The sequence below is a fragment of the Pseudomonas farsensis genome, assembly GCF_014268805.2.
In the GTDB taxonomy this organism is placed as follows: Bacteria; Pseudomonadota; Gammaproteobacteria; order Pseudomonadales; family Pseudomonadaceae; genus Aquipseudomonas; species Aquipseudomonas farsensis.
The window spans coordinates 524,555-542,309 of the sequence record NZ_JABWRF020000002.1 but is presented as its reverse complement, the minus strand read 5'-3'; the positions used below and the strand labels follow the sequence as shown (position 1 = coordinate 542,309).

Annotated in this window: 16 protein-coding genes; 9 read left to right on the top strand and 7 right to left on the bottom strand. The window is 62.9% G+C overall.

Features of this window, described 5'->3' with window-relative positions:
• Positions 1 to 51 precede the first annotated feature (51 nt).
• Positions 52 to 1,581 carry a MocR-like pyridoxine biosynthesis transcription factor PdxR gene (gene pdxR / locus HU719_RS11825; protein ID WP_186535206.1) on the top strand — a complete coding sequence of 510 codons (1,530 nt, stop codon included), beginning with the start codon at positions 52 to 54 and terminating at the stop codon, positions 1,579 to 1,581.
• Positions 1,582 to 1,806: 225 nt separating this feature from the next.
• Here pdxR and HU719_RS11820 read toward each other — a convergent pair whose 3' ends face one another.
• From HU719_RS11820 to aspA, 4 genes are all read right to left on the bottom strand, one after another.
• Positions 1,807 to 2,910 (bottom strand): extracellular solute-binding protein, encoded by a 1,104-nt coding sequence (locus HU719_RS11820; RefSeq protein WP_186535205.1) that lies wholly within the window; start codon positions 2,908 to 2,910, stop codon positions 1,807 to 1,809.
• Complete coding sequence (locus tag HU719_RS11815) at positions 2,907 to 3,953, bottom strand: histone deacetylase family protein (RefSeq protein ID WP_186535204.1); 1,047 nt, start codon at positions 3,951 to 3,953, stop codon at positions 2,907 to 2,909. Before HU719_RS11815 ends, HU719_RS11820 begins: the two co-directional genes overlap by 4 nt.
• Before the next feature lie 295 nt (positions 3,954 to 4,248).
• Complete coding sequence (locus tag HU719_RS11810) at positions 4,249 to 5,241, bottom strand: AraC family transcriptional regulator (RefSeq protein ID WP_186518646.1); 993 nt, start codon at positions 5,239 to 5,241, stop codon at positions 4,249 to 4,251.
• 171 nt (positions 5,242 to 5,412) lie between these two features.
• Entirely contained in the window at positions 5,413 to 6,837 is a 1,425-nt protein-coding gene (aspA, locus tag HU719_RS11805; RefSeq protein WP_186518648.1) for an aspartate ammonia-lyase, read from the bottom strand.
• A gap of 182 nt (positions 6,838 to 7,019) precedes the next feature.
• On the opposite strand from aspA, the gene HU719_RS11800 reads away from it, so the two are divergent.
• Entirely contained in the window at positions 7,020 to 7,937 is a 918-nt protein-coding gene (locus HU719_RS11800; RefSeq protein ID WP_186518650.1) for a LysR substrate-binding domain-containing protein, read from the top strand.
• Here the strand turns inward: HU719_RS11800 and HU719_RS11795 are convergent.
• On the bottom strand, positions 7,929 to 8,549 hold the full coding sequence (locus HU719_RS11795) for a reprolysin-like metallopeptidase (protein ID WP_186535202.1): 621 nt from the start codon (positions 8,547 to 8,549) through the stop codon (positions 7,929 to 7,931). The two genes, HU719_RS11800 and HU719_RS11795, sit on opposite strands and share 9 nt — an antisense overlap.
• Before the next feature lie 269 nt (positions 8,550 to 8,818).
• On the opposite strand from HU719_RS11795, the gene purE reads away from it, so the two are divergent.
• The 4 genes from purE to HU719_RS11775 all read left to right on the top strand — a co-directional run bounded on the left by purE (position 8,819) and on the right by HU719_RS11775 (position 11,330).
• Positions 8,819 to 9,310 (top strand): 5-(carboxyamino)imidazole ribonucleotide mutase, encoded by a 492-nt coding sequence (gene purE, locus HU719_RS11790; RefSeq protein ID WP_186518654.1) that lies wholly within the window; start codon positions 8,819 to 8,821, stop codon positions 9,308 to 9,310.
• 10 nt (positions 9,311 to 9,320) lie between these two features.
• Positions 9,321 to 10,403, top strand: coding sequence for a 5-(carboxyamino)imidazole ribonucleotide synthase (locus HU719_RS11785; protein ID WP_186535200.1), 1,083 nt, complete (start codon positions 9,321 to 9,323; stop codon positions 10,401 to 10,403).
• A gap of 97 nt (positions 10,404 to 10,500) precedes the next feature.
• The gene (locus HU719_RS11780; protein WP_186518658.1) at positions 10,501 to 10,746 is read left to right on the top strand and encodes a GlsB/YeaQ/YmgE family stress response membrane protein; all 246 of its coding nucleotides are present in this window, start codon (positions 10,501 to 10,503) and stop codon (positions 10,744 to 10,746) included.
• A 50-nt stretch (positions 10,747 to 10,796) separates the two neighbouring features.
• On the top strand, positions 10,797 to 11,330 hold the full coding sequence (locus tag HU719_RS11775) for a DUF3299 domain-containing protein (protein WP_186518660.1): 534 nt from the start codon (positions 10,797 to 10,799) through the stop codon (positions 11,328 to 11,330).
• A gap of 238 nt (positions 11,331 to 11,568) precedes the next feature.
• Here HU719_RS11775 and HU719_RS11770 read toward each other — a convergent pair whose 3' ends face one another.
• Together HU719_RS11770 and HU719_RS11765 are read right to left on the bottom strand one after the other, a co-directional pair.
• Positions 11,569 to 12,465: a D-hexose-6-phosphate mutarotase gene (locus tag HU719_RS11770; RefSeq protein WP_186535198.1), complete on the bottom strand. Its 897-nt coding sequence runs from the start codon at positions 12,463 to 12,465 to the stop codon at positions 11,569 to 11,571.
• Positions 12,466 to 12,535: 70 nt separating this feature from the next.
• Positions 12,536 to 12,934: an acyl-CoA thioesterase gene (locus HU719_RS11765; RefSeq protein ID WP_101322846.1), complete on the bottom strand. Its 399-nt coding sequence runs from the start codon at positions 12,932 to 12,934 to the stop codon at positions 12,536 to 12,538.
• A gap of 318 nt (positions 12,935 to 13,252) precedes the next feature.
• Between HU719_RS11765 and HU719_RS11760 the strand changes: the two genes are divergently transcribed.
• The 3 genes from HU719_RS11760 to HU719_RS11750 all read left to right on the top strand — a co-directional run bounded on the left by HU719_RS11760 (position 13,253) and on the right by HU719_RS11750 (position 17,755).
• Positions 13,253 to 14,542, top strand: coding sequence for an MFS transporter (locus HU719_RS11760; RefSeq protein ID WP_186535197.1), 1,290 nt, complete (start codon positions 13,253 to 13,255; stop codon positions 14,540 to 14,542).
• Between the two features lie 190 nt (positions 14,543 to 14,732).
• Positions 14,733 to 17,297: a pyocin-S2/colicin E7-DNase domain-containing protein gene (locus tag HU719_RS11755; RefSeq protein ID WP_225917215.1), complete on the top strand. Its 2,565-nt coding sequence runs from the start codon at positions 14,733 to 14,735 to the stop codon at positions 17,295 to 17,297.
• A complete protein-coding gene (locus HU719_RS11750) occupies positions 17,294 to 17,755 on the top strand; it encodes a DUF6392 family protein (RefSeq protein ID WP_186535195.1) in 462 nt (153 codons plus the stop codon). Before HU719_RS11755 ends, HU719_RS11750 begins: the two co-directional genes overlap by 4 nt.

The following is a 17,755-nucleotide window of genomic DNA, read 5'->3' as shown; positions in this document are numbered from 1 at the left end:
TATTGGTTCTGTGTAAGAGCCATTAAAGGCTGTTTTTATAGGTCCAATGCCATGAGCGAACGTACCCACGCACTGCCTTTCGACCCAGCCGGTATTGTGCTGGACCGTCGTCGTGGCCTTAGCCAGCAGCTGTATCAGGCATTGCGTGCGCGGGTGCTGGACGGGCGACTGGGCGGCGGCACCCGGCTACCGGCCACGCGTGACCTGGCAGCGACCTTGGCGCTGTCGCGCAACAGCGTGGTGCGTGCCTACGACCAGCTATATGCCGAAGGCTTCATCGAAAGCCGGGTCGGGGACGGCACTTACGTGAGCCAGCTGAAAAAACTATCCACACAAGTATCCACAGGGTTATCCCATAGGTTATCAACAGGGTTATCCACATTTCAGCCCGAAGGCACTGAGGATTTGTCCAGTTCAGGGGCTTCCAGTGAGCCTTTGCAGCGTCTGAAAAATCACCATTTGCCGTTGCCAAAAACGGGCCCGCCACGGGCGTTTCGGGTGGGCGTGCCGGCTTTCGATCTGTTCCCGTTCGAGGTGTGGGCCAAGCTGCACGCGAGTTTCTGGCGCAGCCCGGCGCCTGCGCTGCTCGGCTATGGCGACCCGGCTGGCGAGTTGCAGCTTCGCGAATTGATTGCCACCTACCTGCGACGCTCACGGGGGCTTGGTTGCAGTGCTGAGCAAATTGTGATCACCAGTGGCGCACAGGAGGCCATAAGCCTTTGTGCACAGCTGCTGCTAGAGCCTGGCGATGCCGTGGCTGTGGAAAACCCAGGCTACCGCGCTGCCGGCAACGCCTTCGCCGTGGCTGGCGCGACGCTGCGGGGCGTGGCGGTAGATGAGCAGGGCATGGATTGCGCGCAGCTTGCCGGCTTCAGCGATTGCCGATTGGCCTACGTGACCCCAGCGCATCAATACCCCACCGGGGTGACCATGAGCCTGGCGCGGCGTTTGGCGCTGTTGGCCTGGGCCGAGCGCCAGGACGGCTGGATCATCGAAGACGACTACGATGGCGAATACCGCTACAGCGGCGCCCCGCTGGCGCCGTTGGCCGCGCTTGACCGGCAGGGTCGGGTGCTTTACGTGGGCACCTTCAGCAAGATTGCCTTTCCAGCGCTGCGCTTGGGTTATCTGGTGGTGCCCCAGCGGTTGGTGCAGGCGTTCGGCCAGGGCCGGGCGCTGGCGGTGCGGCACTCGGAGGTGGGCACGCAGTGTGTGATGGCGCAGTTCATCGCCCAAGGCCATTTTCAGCGGCATATCCGCCGCATGCGCCGGGCAGCGCTGGCCCGGCGGAACGTGTTGCAGGCGGGTTGGCCGCAGGACGTACCGGGGCTGGGTGGCATGCCGCAGGTGGCGGCGGGGCTGCATGTGAAAGTGGCTGTGGATAACTTTGCGCGGCAGCAGGAGTTAGTGGCGCAGGCTGAGGAGGTGGGAGTGGAGGTGAATCCGCTGAGCGCTTATTGGTTGCCGGACAGCCCAGTGCCTGTGGATAACCGCGCCGGGCTGGTGCTGGGGTTTGCAGCGGTGCCAGAAGCCGAAATTGCCGAGGCGTTGCTGCGCCTGCGCAAGGCGTGGCGCCGGTGAAAGGGGCCGCACAAGCTTGCACAAAACCATGGAATCGCCCACAGAGATAGTTGTGGCGAGCGGGCTTGGCCCGCGTTGGGCTGCACAGCAGCCCCGACACCCAAGGGTAACCCTCAGGGCTGCTGCGCAGCCCAACGCGGGGCAAGCCCGCTCGCCACAAGGAGATATATCTGGTGCGAACAGGCGTGTAAAAACCTTGACCGCGTTGAGTCCGCCATCGATCTTTCAGGTCCCGGACTTGATCTTGGTCCAGGCGCGGGTGCGGGCGCGTTCGGCGTCGCGCTGCAGGGGCTTGAGGGTATACAGCTTGGCCATCGCCTCGGCGGTGGGGTACAGGTTGGGGTTGTCGCGGATCGCCGGGCTGACTTTCTCGGTCGCATCCTTGTTCGGGTTGGGGTAGCCGACGAAGTCGCTGATCGGCGCGATTACCTCAGGGCGCAGCAGATAGTTGATGAACGTGTGGGCATCTTCCGGGTTGGCTGCGTTCTTCGGGATCGCCAGCATGTCGAACCAGATCGGCGCGCCTTCCTTGGGCAGGCGCATGTCCACCACTACGCCATTGTTCGCCTCGCGCGCACGGTTGGCCGCCTGCGAGAAGCTGCCCGAATACCCCACCGCCACACAGATGTCGCCATTGGCGATATCAGCCATGTACTTGGAGGAATGGAAGTAGGTGATGGACGGGCGAATCTTCAACAGCAGTTCCTGGGCTTTCTGGTAGTCAGCCGGTTTGTCGCTGTTCGGCGGCAGGCCCAGGTACTGCAAGGCCAGCGGCAGAATCTCCGACGGGGAGTCGAGCAGTGCCACGCCGCATTGCTTGAGCTTGGCGAGGTTTTCGGGCTTGAAGATCAGGTCCCAACTGTCCACCGGGGCGTTTTCGCCGAGCGCTGCCTTGACCTTGGCCGGGTTGAAACCGATCAGCACGGTGCCATACATGTAGGGCACGGCGTACTGGTTGCCGGGGTCGTTGGCTTCGATCAGCTTCATCAGCGCCGGGTCCAGGTGCTGCCAGTTGGGCAGCTTGCTGCGGTCCAGCGGCTGGAATACGCCCGCCTGGATCTGCTTGGCAAGGAACACGTTGGAAGGCACCACCACGTCATAGCCGGAATTGCCGGTGAGCAGCTTGGCCTCAAGCGCCTCGTTGGTGTCGAAAATGTCGTACACCAGCTTCACCGCGCTGTCCTTCTGGAAGTCGGTGAGTGTTTGCGGGGTGATGTAGTCGAACCAGTTGTACACCCGTAAGGTGCGCTGCTCGGCCTGTGCCGGGAGGGCGCCGGCCAGCAGGCTGGCGGCAATCAGCGGGGCAAGCAATTGTTTGCGGCGGATCATGTCGAGGCTCCTGGCTGGGCGCGCTGGAAGCCTTCCAGCACGTTGACGGCGTTGATACCGATTTCTTCCACCGCGTAGCCACCCTCCATCACGAACAGGGTTGGCTTGCCGAGCTGCGCGATGCGTTCGCCCATTTTCAGGTAGTCCGGGCTGTCGAGCTTGAACTGCGAGATAGGGTCATCCTTGAAGGTGTCCACCCCCAGCGAAACCACCAGCACCTCGGCGTCGTAGGTGGCGATGCGCTGGCAGGCGTCCTCCAGCGCTGCGCTCCAGGCTGCCCAGTCGCTGCCGGCGTGCAGCGGGTAGTTGATGTTGCAGCCGGCGCCTGGGCCTTCGCCGGTTTCGTCGGCGTAGCCAAGGAAGAACGGGAACTCGGCCTGCGGGTCGCCGTGTATGGAGGCGAAGAACACATCGGCGCGGGTATAGAAGATGTCCTGGGTGCCATTGCCGTGGTGGTAGTCGACATCGAGGATCGCCACCTTGGCGCGGCCTTGGTCGATGAACGCCTGGGCGGCGATGGCGGCGTTGTTCAGGTAGCAGTAGCCGCCCATCACTTCGGCGGCGGCGTGGTGGCCGGGTGGTCGGCACAGGGCGAATGCCGCGTGGGCACCTTGCTCGATGGCGGCCTGGGCGGTCAGCGCCACTTGTGCCGCGCTATAGGCCGCCTGCCAGGTGCCCGCGGTGATCGGTGCGCCAGCATCGAAGCTGTAGTAGCCCAGCTCGCCATGCAGCCCGACCGGCTTGACCTGGCGCAGGGTACGCGCCGGCCAGGTGAACGGCAGCAGGTCGCCTTCATGGCCAAGGGCCGCCCAGCGCGCCCAGGCGCCTTCGAAGAAGGCCAGGTATTCGGCGCTGTGGACGCGTTGCAGCGGGGCGCGACCAAAATCGCTGGGGCCACGTACCTCGCCAAGGTTGCGCTTGTGCACCTGTTGCAGCACATGGTCGGCGCGTGAAGGCATTTCGAAGCAGGGCATCAGTTGGCCGTCGATCAGCTCGCAGCGGCCGTGGTGCAGGCGGTGGTCATCGGAATAGACCGTCAGCATTGTTGTTCTCCGGGTTATCACTGGCGTAGGCCAATTGTGCTGGGCTGGCAGCTAACCGGGGACGATGCAAACGGCCAAAAGGGGATCGATGTGGCCAAGGCATCCGAGGCTGGGCTTTTCGCGGGTGCCGCTAGCATCGATGCTGTTTACGCGACAGGTGTAGGAGCGGCCTTGTGTCGCGAAAAGGCCGCAAAGCGGCCTCAGCGATTGTCCATGAGGCGCAGAGCCTGGGGCCGCTTCGCAGCCCTTTCGCGACACAAGGCCGCTCCTACACCGGCGAACAAGTGCTGACAGGTCAACCCCTGAAGTGGCTGGGCGCCACGCCGCTCCAGCGCTGGAAGGCATGCCTGAAGCTCGCGGTCTCACTGAACCCCAAGGTCTCGGCAATCTGATAGATCGGCATCTGGTCTTCGGCCAGCAATTGCTTGGCCCGGTCGAAGCGCAACTCGTCCAGCAACTGCTGATAACTGCTGCCCAGCGCCTGCAAATGCCTGCGCAAAGTGCGCGACGAGCAGTTCATCTGCTGCGCCAAGCGCTCAAGGCCAGGTGCCGCGTCGAGCTGCTGGACAAGCAACTGGCGAATCCGCCCAAGCCACGCCTGGCGGCCGGTGAACTCCAGGTTCAGGCGCCGGCAACGTTCGCTCATCGCCTTGTGGGTGATCGGGTCGGCCAGCGGCAGTGGGGTGTCCAGCCAGCGGCGCTCGAAGGCAAAGGCGTTGTCACTGGCCGCAAAGCTCAGCGGGCAGTGAAACGCACCGGTGTAGAGCGCGTGGTAGCCGGGCCGAGCATGTTCGAAGCGCGCACCCAGCAGCGGCAACGGCCGCCCCAACAGGTCGTCGCAGATGACTTTGAGCGACACCAGGCAGAATTCGGCATTGAACGCGGCCAATGCCGGTGCGTCGTAGTGATCGCTGGCGCACAGCCAGACTCGCTGGCCGTCGTCCACCAGGCGCAGCTGGAAAACTGTTCCCAGCAGTGCCGGATACTGCAGCGCCAGGCGCAGGGCGTCACCCAAAGTGGCACTGGAGAGCAGCGCGTAACCGAGCATGCCGTAGCACGACACATGCATGCGCCGGCCCAACTCAAGGCCGATGTCCTCGCGCCGGGCCACCGCGTTGGCGCATACCTGCAGTTCTTGCTGGGTGGTAATGCGGGCGTCGGCGTGGCCCATGTCTGCCGGGCTGATGCCGCTGCCGGCGAGCATCTGCTGCGGGTCTACGCCGTCTTCCTGGAACACCTGGAGAATCAGCGAAACCGCGTTGAGGGTGGTGAGGTGGCTATGCAGCATGCGCGCTGTCCCGTTGGGCTGAGGGGCAATGCAGAGCAAGTTGTGTGCCGCCGAGTTGGCCAGCTACTGGGCGCAGGCATAAAAAAAGGGCCCGCAGCGTGCGCTCGGGCCCTTGAAAGGTTGAGAGGTGTCTAGTCCCCCGACCTGGTGAGACGGTGTGCAGCGGTCTGGTTAGCCTTTGAGCGGAACCAGACGTGGAGCGATCATGTTGGCCGGCTTCAGGATGTCGTCGAGCATCGCGTCGTCCAGCAGCTTCTCTTCACGTACCAGTTCCAGTACGCCGCGGCCTGTTTCCAGGGCGATGCGGGCGATACGGGTGGCGTTTTCGTAGCCGATGTACGGGTTCAGTGCGGTAACCAGGCCGATCGAGTGCTCGACCAGTTCACGGCAGCGCTGTTCGTTGGCAGTGATGTCGACGATGCAGTGCTCGCGCAGCATGTCCATGGCGCGTTGCAGCAGGCGGATCGAGTCGAAGATCTTGTAGGCGATCAGCGGTTCCATCACGTTCAGCTGCAGCTGGCCACCTTCGGCAGCGACGGTCAGTGCCAGGTCGTTGCCCATGATGGCGAAGGCCACCTGGTTGACGGCCTCCGGGATTACCGGGTTGACCTTGCCTGGCATGATAGAGCTGCCTGGCTGACGCGCTGGCAGGTTGATCTCGTTGATGCCGGTGCGTGGGCCGCTGGACAGCAGGCGCAGGTCGTTGCAGATCTTCGACAGCTTGACCGCAGTACGCTTGAGCATGCCGGAGAACAGCACGAAGGCGCCCATGTCGGAGGTGGCTTCGATCAGGTCGGCAGCCGGTACCAGCGGCTGGCCGCTGATGGTGGCCAGGCGCTGAACAGCCAGGGCCTGGTAGCCAGGGTCGGCGTTGATGCCAGTACCGATGGCGGTGCCGCCCAGGTTGATTTCGGTCAGCAGCTCCGGTGCCAGGGTCCGCAGACGATTGAGGTCTTCGGTCATGGTGGTGGCGAAGGCGCGGAATTCCTGGCCCAGGGTCATCGGCACGGCGTCCTGCAGCTGGGTACGGCCCATCTTCAGTACGTGGTCGAATTCTTTACCCTTGGCAGCGAAGGCCTGGATCAGGCTGTCGAGGCTGGCCAGCAGGGCGTCGTGGCCCAGCAGCAGGCCCAGACGGATGGCAGTCGGGTATGCGTCGTTGGTCGACTGCGCCATGTTCACATCGTTGTTGGGGTGCAGGTACTGGTACTCACCCTTCTGGTGGCCCATGGCCTCCAGCGCGATGTTGGCGATGACTTCGTTGGCGTTCATGTTGGTAGAAGTACCAGCACCGCCTTGAATCATGTCCACCACGAACTGCTCGTGGTAGTCACCGCGGATCAGACGGGCGCAAGCCTCGCTGATGGCGGCGTGCTTGGCATCGCTCAGGTGCCCCAGCTCACGGTTGGCGTCAGCAGCAGCCTGCTTGACCATCGCCAGGCCCACTACCAGTTTCGGGTAGTGCGACAGCGGAACACCGGAGAGGTGGAAGTTGTTGGCGGCGCGCAGAGTCTGGATACCGTAGTAGGCATCAGCAGGGACTTCGAGGGTGCCAAGAAGGTCTTTTTCGACGCGGAACGATGCAGCAGCGGACATGATGGATATCATCTCGATTTTGACCCGGCACATGCCGGAATGGCGCCAATCCTAGGCCTGAAGCCGATTTTGCAGCCAATGCTGTTGCACGCTAACCTATGCACAAACGGCATACGGTTTGATGTGACGCCGATTGACAATCGAGCGTGTTCCATTTTGGTGCGCGCGCTGCGGAGTAGTCGATGAACCTCGAAAGCAAATGGCTGGAGGACTTCAGTGCCTTGGCCTCAACGCGCAGTTTTTCGCAGGCGGCCGAGCGCCGTTTCGTCACTCAGCCGGCGTTCAGCCGCCGCATCCGCAGCCTTGAGGCCGCGCTGGGGCTGACCCTGGTAAACCGTTCCCGCACGCCTATCGAGCTGACCGAGGCCGGGCAGCTGTTTCTGGTTACCGCGCGTACCGTTGTCGACCAGTTGAGCGAAGTTCTTCGCCATTTGCACCACCTTGAAGGCGGGCAGGGCGAGGTCATCCAGGTGGCGGCGGCGCACTCGCTGGCATCGGGCTTCTTTCCGCGCTGGGTCGCTCAACTGCGCAACGATGGCATGAACATCGCCACACGGCTGGTTGCGACCAACGTCGGCGATGCCGTGCATGCGCTGCGTGAGGGGGGGTGCGATCTGATGCTGGCCTTCTATGACCCCGACGCTGCGCTGCAGATGGACGCCGAGATTTTCCCGTCGCTGCACATGGGCAACACTGAGATGCTGCCGGTCTGCGCGGTGGACGCCGATGGCCAGCCGCTGTTCGACCTGGAGGGTGATGCCAGTGTGCCGCTGCTGGCCTACAGCGCCGGGGCCTTCCTGGGCCGCTCGGTGAGCTTGCTGCTGCGCCAGCGCAACCTGCGCTACACCACAGTGTATGAAACGGCGATGGCCGACAGCCTCAAGAGCATGGCGCTGGAGGGCATGGGCATCGCCTGGGTGCCACGGCTGTCGATGCGCGGCGAGCTGCAGCGGGGCGAGCTGGTGGTGTGCGGGGGCAGCCAGTGGCATGTGCCGCTGGAGATCCGCGTGTACCGCTGCGCCTTGGTGCGCAAGGCCAACGTGCGCCTGTTGTGGCGCAAGTTGGAATCGGCGAACTCCGCTGATGAAGCCTCAGTTTGAGTTGTACTTCAGGTAGTCAACGATGGTTGCGCGGTTCTTGTCGCTGTAGCGGTAGCAGTTCGAGCGCAGCGGCAGGCGGGGTTTGGTATAGGTTTCGCAGGCCCAGCCATTGAAGTTCACCGTTGCATCTTCGTGTGTGGCACCCAGCATATGGCCGATCTCATGCGCCGCAGCGCCGTAGACAGCCACGGATGCGACCGCGGTGTTGCCTTTCTGGAATGCTAGCCCGGCGTTGAAATTCAAGCCGCGGTGGTCGTAGCTTCCACGGGTCATCAGCAGATGCTTGTTCATGTACGAGAAGAGTTTGCCGGCCTCCGAATCCTTGATCGCTGCCGTGAAGGTGTCCAGAACTTCCCGCGAAGGTTTGCCCGCATAGTGGATGTCGGTGACCCCTTCGACGTTGCGCCGGAAAATCAGCTCGACTGGATGCTCGGTAATGGTACGCATCTCTTTCAGCCAGTGGCCGAAGAAGTTGGTGTTGATCTGCTCGTCGCTTTCTCCGGCCAGATCGTTGTGAAGGTACACCGTTACCACCAGTGGTCGGGCCAGAACGGTTTGTGGCAGCAGCGTGCCCAGGCTCAGCAGCAGCGTCAGAAGTGCGGTTTTAAGCATGGTATTCCCCTTGATGCAATGCAGTGGTTAAGGGGCAGCGTGCTGTTGCGCGACATTCCTAAGCAGTTGGAAAAAGTTGTCCCGCGAGACAGCTTGCCCTTTGATCCGAGCTGTGCTTAAGGGGGTGGGCGGGCCGCTTGCAAATACGCTACAATCCCGCGCCTTCGGCTAGCTGGCCGATCAGAATCCGTATACAAGCCACGCCGGTCCACCTGCGTGGCTTGTTGCTTTTTAGCGCGCCAGAAGGCGCTTGCAGGAGAGGCTCGACGATGAGTGCACTGGTTGGCGTGATCATGGGCTCCAAGTCCGATTGGTCCACCCTTAGCCACACCGCCGATATGCTGGAAAAGCTCGGCATCCCTTATGAAGTGAAGGTGGTTTCCGCACACCGCACGCCGGACCTGCTGTTCCAGTACGCCGAAGAGGCCGATGGCCGCGGCATCGAGGTGATCATTGCCGGTGCAGGTGGCGCTGCCCACCTGCCAGGCATGTGCGCCGCCAAGACCCACTTGCCGGTGCTCGGCGTGCCGGTGCAGTCGTCGATGCTGTCGGGCGTCGACTCGCTGCTGTCGATCGTGCAGATGCCAGCCGGCGTGCCGGTTGCCACCCTGGCCATCGGCCGTGCCGGTGCAATCAACGCTGCGCTGCTGTCGGCAAGCATCCTGGGTGCCAAGTACCCGGAGTATCACGCCGCGCTGAAGCAGTTCCGCACTGAGCAGACTGACACCGTGCTGGACAATCCAGACCCGCGCCAGGCTTGAGGCTGACGATATGAAGATCGGTGTAATCGGTGGCGGCCAGCTGGGCCGCATGCTGGCCTTGGCGGGCACCCCGCTGGGCATGAACTTCGCTTTCCTCGACCCGGCCCCGGACGCCTGCGCCGCCGCATTGGGCGAGCACCTGCGTGCCGACTACGGCGACCAGGACCACCTGCGCCAGTTGGCCGACGAAGTCGACCTGGTCACCTTCGAGTTCGAAAGCGTGCCGGCAGAAACCGTCGCCTTCCTCTCGCAGTTCGTGCCGGTGTACCCGAGCGCCGAGGCGCTGCGCATCGCCCGCGACCGCCTGTTCGAAAAAAGCATGTTCCGCGACTTGGGCATCCCGACCCCGGCCTTCGCCGACATTCTTTCGCAAGCCGACCTCGACGCTGCCGTCGCCAGCATCGGCCTGCCGGCCGTGCTCAAAACCCGCACCCTGGGTTATGACGGTAAGGGCCAGAAGGTGTTGCGCACCCCTGAAGACGTTGTCGATACCTTCGCCGAGCTGGGCAGCGTGCCGTTGTTGCTCGAAGGTTTCGTGCCGTTCACCGGTGAAGTCTCGCTGGTGGCCGTGCGCGGCCGCGATGGCGAAACCCGCTTCTACCCGCTGGTGCACAACACCCATGACAGCGGCATTCTGCGCCTGTCGGTGGCAAGCGCTGCGCACCCGCTGCAAGCCTTGGCCGAAGATTACGTGGGCCGTGTGCTGGAAAAACTCGATTACGTCGGCGTGATGGCATTCGAGTTCTTTGAAGTCGACGGCGGCCTGAAAGCCAACGAAATCGCCCCGCGCGTGCACAACTCCGGGCACTGGACCATCGAAGGCGCCGAGTGCAGCCAGTTCGAGAACCATTTGCGCGCCGTTGCCGGCCTGCCGCTGGGCTCGACGGCCAAGGTCGGTGAGAGCGCCATGCTCAACTTCATCGGTGAAGTGCCGCCAGTGGCCAAGGTGTCGGGCATCGACGACTGTCACTTGCACCACTACGGCAAGGCCTTCAAGGCCGGGCGCAAGGTTGGCCACGCTACCCTGCGCTGCAAGGACATGGCCACATTGCAGGCCAAGATCGCCGAAGTAGAGGCGTTGATCGTCGGCTGATCGAACTTCTGCCCGCCGGCACCCCTCTGAAATGGCAACTGGCCAAAGCGCTGTCTAGGCTTTGGCTTGTTCCATCTTCATTTGCAGAGGGATTGCCATGGGCATCATCGGAACCATCTTCATCGGCCTGATCGTCGGCCTGCTTGCGCGTTTCCTGAAACCGGGCGACGACAGCATGGGCTGGATCATGACCATTCTGCTCGGCATCGCAGGTTCCCTGCTGGCCACCTACGGTGGGCAGGCGCTGGGTATCTACCAGGCCGGCCAGGCGGCAGGCTTCCTCGGTGCGCTGGTGGGCGCGGTCATCCTGCTGGTGATCTACGGCTTCATCAAGAAGAAGTGAACTCAGGCTAGAATGCCCGGCAATTCAATCCTGAGTTGCCGAGCATCCTCATGCGTGCGTTCTTCCTCATTCCCTTGCTGATGGCCAGCGCCCTGGCCCATGCCGAACTGCCCGAAACCGACTGGCTGGAGCTGATGCCCAAGTCGGACCAGAAGGCGCTCGAGCAAATGCCCGAAATCGACCACAACTCCCCGGAAGCTTTGGGCACCTTTACCGACAAGGGTGGCCTGAAGCAAAGCAAGGGCTTGCCGGCGGTGATGTATTCGACCAAGACCGTGGCGGCGATGAACGGCAAGCAGATACGTCTGGGCGGTTACCCGGTGCCGCTGGAAAGCGATGCCAAGGGGCACAGCACGCTGTTTTTCCTCGTGCCGTACCCGGGCGCGTGCATCCACGTGCCGCCACCGCCGCCTAACCAGCTGGTGCTGGTGCGCTATCCCAAAGGCCTGAAGATCGACGATATCTACACACCGTTGTGGGTGACCGGCGCCTTGAAAGTGGAAGCGGTCAGCAATGACCTGGCCGATGCGGCGTATGCGCTGGATGCGGCGAAGGTGCGGGTGGTGGAGGATGCGGATTTATAGTGCCTGTGCCGGCCGCATCGCGGGGCAAGCCCGCTCCCACAAAGACTGCGCCGGGCCGGAATAGAAATGCCTGGCTGAGCTCCGGTGGGAGATTCTATGGTTTCGGGCAAGTCGCTTTTGATTGTGTAGGAGCGGCACAAGGCCGCTCCTACACTGACCGCTTAGACGGCATCGATATGGGGATGGGCGAGCTCTGTGGGAGCTGGCGCCAGCCTGCGATGAGGCCTACAGGCAATACTCAGAGCTTCTCGCTGCCAATGGTCAGCCCCAGCGAATGGCTGGCCCCAGCCTGCAGCTCCACCACGTCATCCCAGACATTCGCTGTTTCGATGCACAGCATGCCCTGCCAACCATCGTCCGCCATATCGGCCAGCTCCCGGGCACGCTCGGTCCATGGGTTCCAGATCACCGCCGAGGCCGAGCCGCTGCTGGCCAGGGTAATGCGCCGGCCCCAATGCGGGTCGACGATGCTCAGCTGTTGCGGCGTATCCAGGTAGATGCGGTCGGTTTCGCCGCTGAAAGTCAGCGCGCCCTGCTGCTGGCGTTGTTCCCAGTCAGCCAGTGTCTCGATGTAGCCAAGCCCTTCAACCCCTTCAACCTGCACCTGGCGCACGTCGCTTACCGCAAAGTAGCTGTGCAGTGCCTGGCTGATGGTGACCGGGTGTTGGCCTTGGTTGCGGCTGGTGAGGGTCAGTGTGAGCGCATCGCCCAGCTCTACCGTAAGGGTGAGCGCCACGTCATGCGCCCAGCCCGGTAGTTGACCCTGCGCCTGCGGCAGCTCGAAGGTCACACGCAAGGCGCCGGCGTGTTGCTCGGCGCCGAGCAGTTGCCAGTCACGGGTGCGGGCCAGGCCGTGGGCCGGTGCTTCGTTGCCGGTATACATGGCCTGCACGGCGCTGGGGTTGCGTTGCAGGTTACCGAACCACGGCCAGCACACCGGCACCCCGGCACGTACGGATTTGCCCTGGCGCAGGATGGCCGACTCGCTGAGCCACAACAGCGGCGGCTCGCCCACGCGCTGGTAGCTCAGAATTTGAGCACCCTGTTGGGCAATCAGCAGTTCGGCGTTGGCGGTGGTCAGGCGCCAGCAGTTCAGCTCGCCATGTTTTTCGGACTCGACCTGTGGGGTAGGCATGCGCTTGTCTCGTTGAATGCAGTGAGGCGTTGGACCTCATGCCGGGCAACGAGTTTACCGCGCGGCCCGGTCAGCGACGAGGCACCGAGCGGGTGCGGCCACTGCCATCGATGGCGACGAACACGAACACCGCCTCGGTGACTTTGCGCCATTCGCTGGACAGCGGGTCGTCGCTCCACACTTCGACCATCATCTGGATCGAGCTGCGGCCGATTTCGACGGTCTGGGTGTAGAACGACAGTTGCGCACCCACGGCCACCGGCACCAGAAATGCCATGCGGTCGATGGCCACGGTTGCCACCCGGCCACCGGCGACGCGGCTGGCCATTGCGGTGCCGGCCAGGTCCATCTGGGCGACCAGCCAGCCGCCAAAAATGTCGCCGAAACCGTTGGTTTCGCGCGGCAGAGCAGTGATCTGCAAGGCCAGGTCGCCCTGCGGGATAGGATCTTCTTGTTCGAGCTCAATCATGCCGTGGGGCCTCTGACCCGTAACGCTTGGTGGGTGCGCAGTGGTGGACGCCTTCGCTTCAGGGGCGGCCAAAGGGGAAACTCTGCGAAACAGTCTGACAGTAATGCCTTACGTTTTCGCACAACAGCCCCGGTTTAACGCAACCTTTTCCTACGAACGGCAAGTATATAGACCATCACAGCCAGCTACGACCGTGCATTGATGAATATCTGTACAGATTTTGTAGTGCTATCAGCCGCGTCGGGCAATTTGTTATCTTCCTTTGGACCCCACAGAAGCCGCATGCCAAGCGGCCTGCACACCAACAAGAGAACATCGATGACCTCCGTGCCCAGCAGTATCGAGCAGCCGCCCCGGCCGCTGACCCGCAGCGACTACAAAACCCTCTCACTGTCTGCCCTGGGCGGTGCGCTGGAGTTCTACGATTTCATCATCTTCGTTTTCTTCGCAACCGTAGTGGGCAAGCTGTTCTTCCCACCTGACATGCCCGACTGGTTGCGCCTGATGCAGACCTTCGGCATCTTCGCCGCCGGCTACCTGGCGCGGCCGGTGGGCGGCATCATCATGGCCCACTTCGGCGACCTGCTCGGGCGCAAGAAAATGTTCACCCTGAGCATCTTCATGATGGCCGTGCCCACGCTGATCATGGGCCTGCTGCCGACCTACGCGCAGATTGGCCTGTGGGCGCCGATCCTGCTGCTGCTGATGCGCGTCATCCAGGGCGCGGCGATTGGCGGCGAAGTGCCGGGCGCCTGGGTATTCGTCTCCGAGCACGTTTCGCAGCGCAATACCGGCTACGCTTGCGGCACCCTGACCGCCGGCCTGACCTCGGGCATTCTGCTCGGCTCGTTGATGGCCACGCTGATCAATACCCTCTACACCCCAGAGCAAGTCACCGACTACGCCTGGCGTATCCCGTTCCTGATGGGCGGGGTGTTCGGCCTGTTCTCCGTGTACCTGCGCCGCTGGCTGCACGAGACCCCGGTGTTTGCCGAAATGCAGGCGCGCAAGGCCTTGGCCGAAGAGCTGCCGCTACGTGCGGTGCTGCGTGATCACCGGGGAGCGATCATCCTGTCGATGCTGCTGACCTGGCTGCTGTCGGCTGGCATCGTGGTGGTGATCCTGATGACGCCAGCCTTGTTGCAGAGCCTCTATCACATCAGCCCCACCGACTCGCTCAAGGCCAACAGCCTGGCCATCGTGCTGCTGAGCGTGGGTTGCATCGTCGCCGGCAGGCTCGCCGACCGCTTTGGTGCAGGCCGTGTGTTGGTTGTCGGTAGCATGATGCTGCTGGCAAGCTCCTGGGCCTTCTACCACAGCCTGCCGACGCGCCCGGACCTGTTGTTCCCGTTGTACGCCGTAACCGGCTTGTGCGTCGGGGTGATCGGCACGGTGCCCTACGTGATGGTCAAGGCGTTCCCGCCAGCGGTGCGCTTCAGCGGGCTGTCGTTCTCCTACAACCTGGCCTACGCCATCTTTGGTGGCCTGACCCCGATGGTGGTCACCGGGCTGCTCAAGATCAGTCCCATGGCACCGGCCTATTACGTGGCCTGCCTATGTACGGTAGGGCTGTTGGTGGGGGGCTATTTGCTCGCGAAAAAGCGTTAAGCGTCACTGACCGCGTTCGCCGTCCCTCAAGCCGCCGCCGGGTTTTCTCGGCGGCGGCTTGTTGTTTCTGGCCCCCAGAAACATGCCGTAACCAACCATGCAGGCCTGATGCATATGTAACTCAGGCGCCTCCCGGATAACCCAGACCCTCCGCCATACAGACAAGGAGAACTGTATGGCTGGAGATAGATTGAATGACGGGCCTGATGTGGTTATCAGGCCGGGCCCTTCCGCGCCCAGTGGGGGCGGTGGCTTTTTCGGTATCGGCGGTGGTGGTGGGTTCGGCGGAGGCTTTGGCGGTTCAAGCAAGCGGCGCAGAAAGAAACGCGCCAGAGCCCGCGCCATCGCTTTGGCCAAGGCGCAGGCGGATGAACAGGCCCGGCGCGCAGCCGCCGCCCAGGCACAGGCCGCAGCACGCGCGCTGGAGCACCAGCAGCGGGTAGACGGCTATGGGCAGGCACGCGAAGCCCGCAGAGCGCTGCTCGATCAGAATTTCGCAGACCGCTCCCAGGCGCTGGCACAGGCCCTGAATGCGCAAGTGCTAGCAGCACGGACGCCCCCGGCGTCCGACCACAGCGAACGCTGGCAACTCTACATGCTCACCAAGGCACGTCGCGAAATCGACGGGCTTATCGAGCGCAAGCGGGCCGAGCTGGCCCGGCAGCAGGGCCTGGCGCAAGGTTTTGCCGACCAGGGCATGGCCGCCGAAGCTTATACGGCTCGGCTGGCAAGCCTGGGCAGTGATGCGCAGATGCGACAGTTGCATCAGCACTGGGATGCCGCTTATGCGGCCGATCAAGAGGCTCGGTTGCTGCAGCAGGCCATCGAGCAACTGTCGCAGCGCTCGACAGAACTGCTGCTGGAACATGGGCGGCAGCAGGAGGTATGGCGGGGCAGGGAGGCCGAGCTGGAGCGCCAGCGGCAGTATGCCGAGCAGCGCGAAACACGGATTCGCTTCAAGCAACGGGCCGATGAAGACCGCCGTTCGGAACGCTTGCGACAGGCAGCAACGCTGACCGCGCCGCTCTCTGCGGCTCAGGTCGGTGTGCTCTTCACTCACTCTGGCGCGCAAGTCGCCGCCGAAGCCGCCATGGCCATCGAACGGGCGGTAGTGAGTGCCGGCAAGGAGCTGTTGCGGATCGCGCTGCAACGCACGACTCCGCTCCTGATACTCAGGGCCGCCCCGTTCTTGTACTCCTCCAGCCTGGGCGATGGCGAGCTTGGCGCTGAGCAACGGCAGCGCCATCTGCTCGGCCTGGGGGTCGGCGCACAAGCGCTGGGGCTGGCCGACGGGCAGGACCTTCAGGCCCTTGCCGATGCCGAAGGCGCCGCCAGCGTCGCACACCGTATCCGCATCGAGCACATTGCCCAAGGTAGCGTGGTGGTGGTTGCCGCCACGGGCACCGGCATCGCCGCGCAGGTACCCGTCAGGAACGCTGTTCTGGACCCATTGACCGGTACGTATCGGGTCGAGGCGCGTGACGTCAACGGCAAGACCCTGGTACTGGCTAACAGCGCCGCTGCCCTTGGCTCGCCGCCGTCAGGTGGGCAGTTGCTGATGCTGGAACCGCAGGTGGGCGAGTTACCTGCTGGCGCCGATCTGCGTTTTGACGACTGCATTGTCTGCGTACCGGGCCTGGCGCCGCAGTACTTCTCGTTCGCCGTGGCGCCGGCCGGCACCGGCGTTGTCACGGGCAAAGGCCAGCCCGCCGGGGCGCAGTGGTGGACGCCGGGCAACGCACAGGCGGGCATCGACCTGCCTGCCCAGGTGGGTGATCAACTACGCGGTCGCACATTTACCTCGCAGCCTGCGTTCGAGGCTGCCGTGTGGCGTGCCATCGCTGCTGACGTGGGGTTGTCCGGCCAGTTCGACGAAGTGAACCAGCGCCGCTTGCTCAACGGTTATGCGCCCGTTGCGGCCAAGGCCGAATGGCACGGCGAGCGGCGTAACTTCGAGCTTCGGCACTTGGCCGACCCCGGTGTGGGTGCGCAGTTATACGACCTGGATCAGCTGCGGGTTCACACACCCAGCAGCACCCAAGGTGTGCGTAGCGTCGTGCAGCCATTCGCACCCTGGTTCGCCAGTTCAGTCGAGCTAGGTTTCGACCCTGTAATCGCCGCGGGTCAGCCACCGCGGACGTGGACCCCACTGGTGGCGCCCGGCGCAGATTTTTTAGGGTCCACGGTCTTGCCCCAAGCGCCATCGCTGCCGGGTGTTTATCCGGGAGGCGCCACTGACCCGGTTGTGCCAGATCCTGAAATACATCCGGGAGAGAACCCGGACGAAACCAGGGCCATAATTCCCGGGTTCGGCGGGGAAGAGGGCCTGCCGTCACCCGGACTGGTCAATCATGAGCCGGCTAAACCGCTTGAGGTTGGGGAGTACAAGGATTTGAGTCGGCGCAGCATCAATGACCTGATGGATGTGGATCACATTGTGTCTCGTAAGGCGTTAGAGCACCGGTTGAAAGAGATCTATTTGAAACTGTCGGCTGATCAGCTAAAGCAGTTGCTCAATGATGCTCCCAGTGTCGTCATACCTGTAGACGTGCATCGCCAGTATAGCCAGACCTATGGTGGCCGAAATTCACTTGAGCGGCAGCTGAAAGATGCGTCTGACTTGCGAGCTGCTGTAGACGCGAACGTCGACGCATTAAAACCAGGCTTACTGGCCCACGGGTTTGCTGAGTCTGACATTGAGTCAGCCAGGCTCAACCTGCACGAGCTTCACTCTGCCAAAGGGCACTACGAATGAACATTGAACTGAATGCATATCTCGACTGCTTGGGGAAACCCCACGCTGAAATTCTTGAAGCCGGCGTGGTGGAGGACACCCCGTTCATCGAGGTCTATCCCGGGTCTTTGACGCTGTATCTGCAACCGCAAGTTGGGCTGGATCTGGGGTTCCTGGCTGAGGATAGAAAGATGGAATCCATCATTTACACGCTGCGGGAGCTTTATCCAGAAGAGCCGATCTTCACCGGTGAACTGCCAGAGCCGTACGCAGCGTGCAAAACCCGTGATGATGTTCGCGAGCGGTTCGGTACTCCCTACATCACTAAAGGCCCGCTCCGGCTTCCCGACCCGCTTGGAGAGATCGGAGGATGGGATGTTTACACGATGGCTGGCGAGGGGCGCGAACACCTTCAAGTTGTCTTTAAGTATGACGTTGAGACAAGAGTTACTTGCATCAGTTTTGGCCTGAAGCAATAG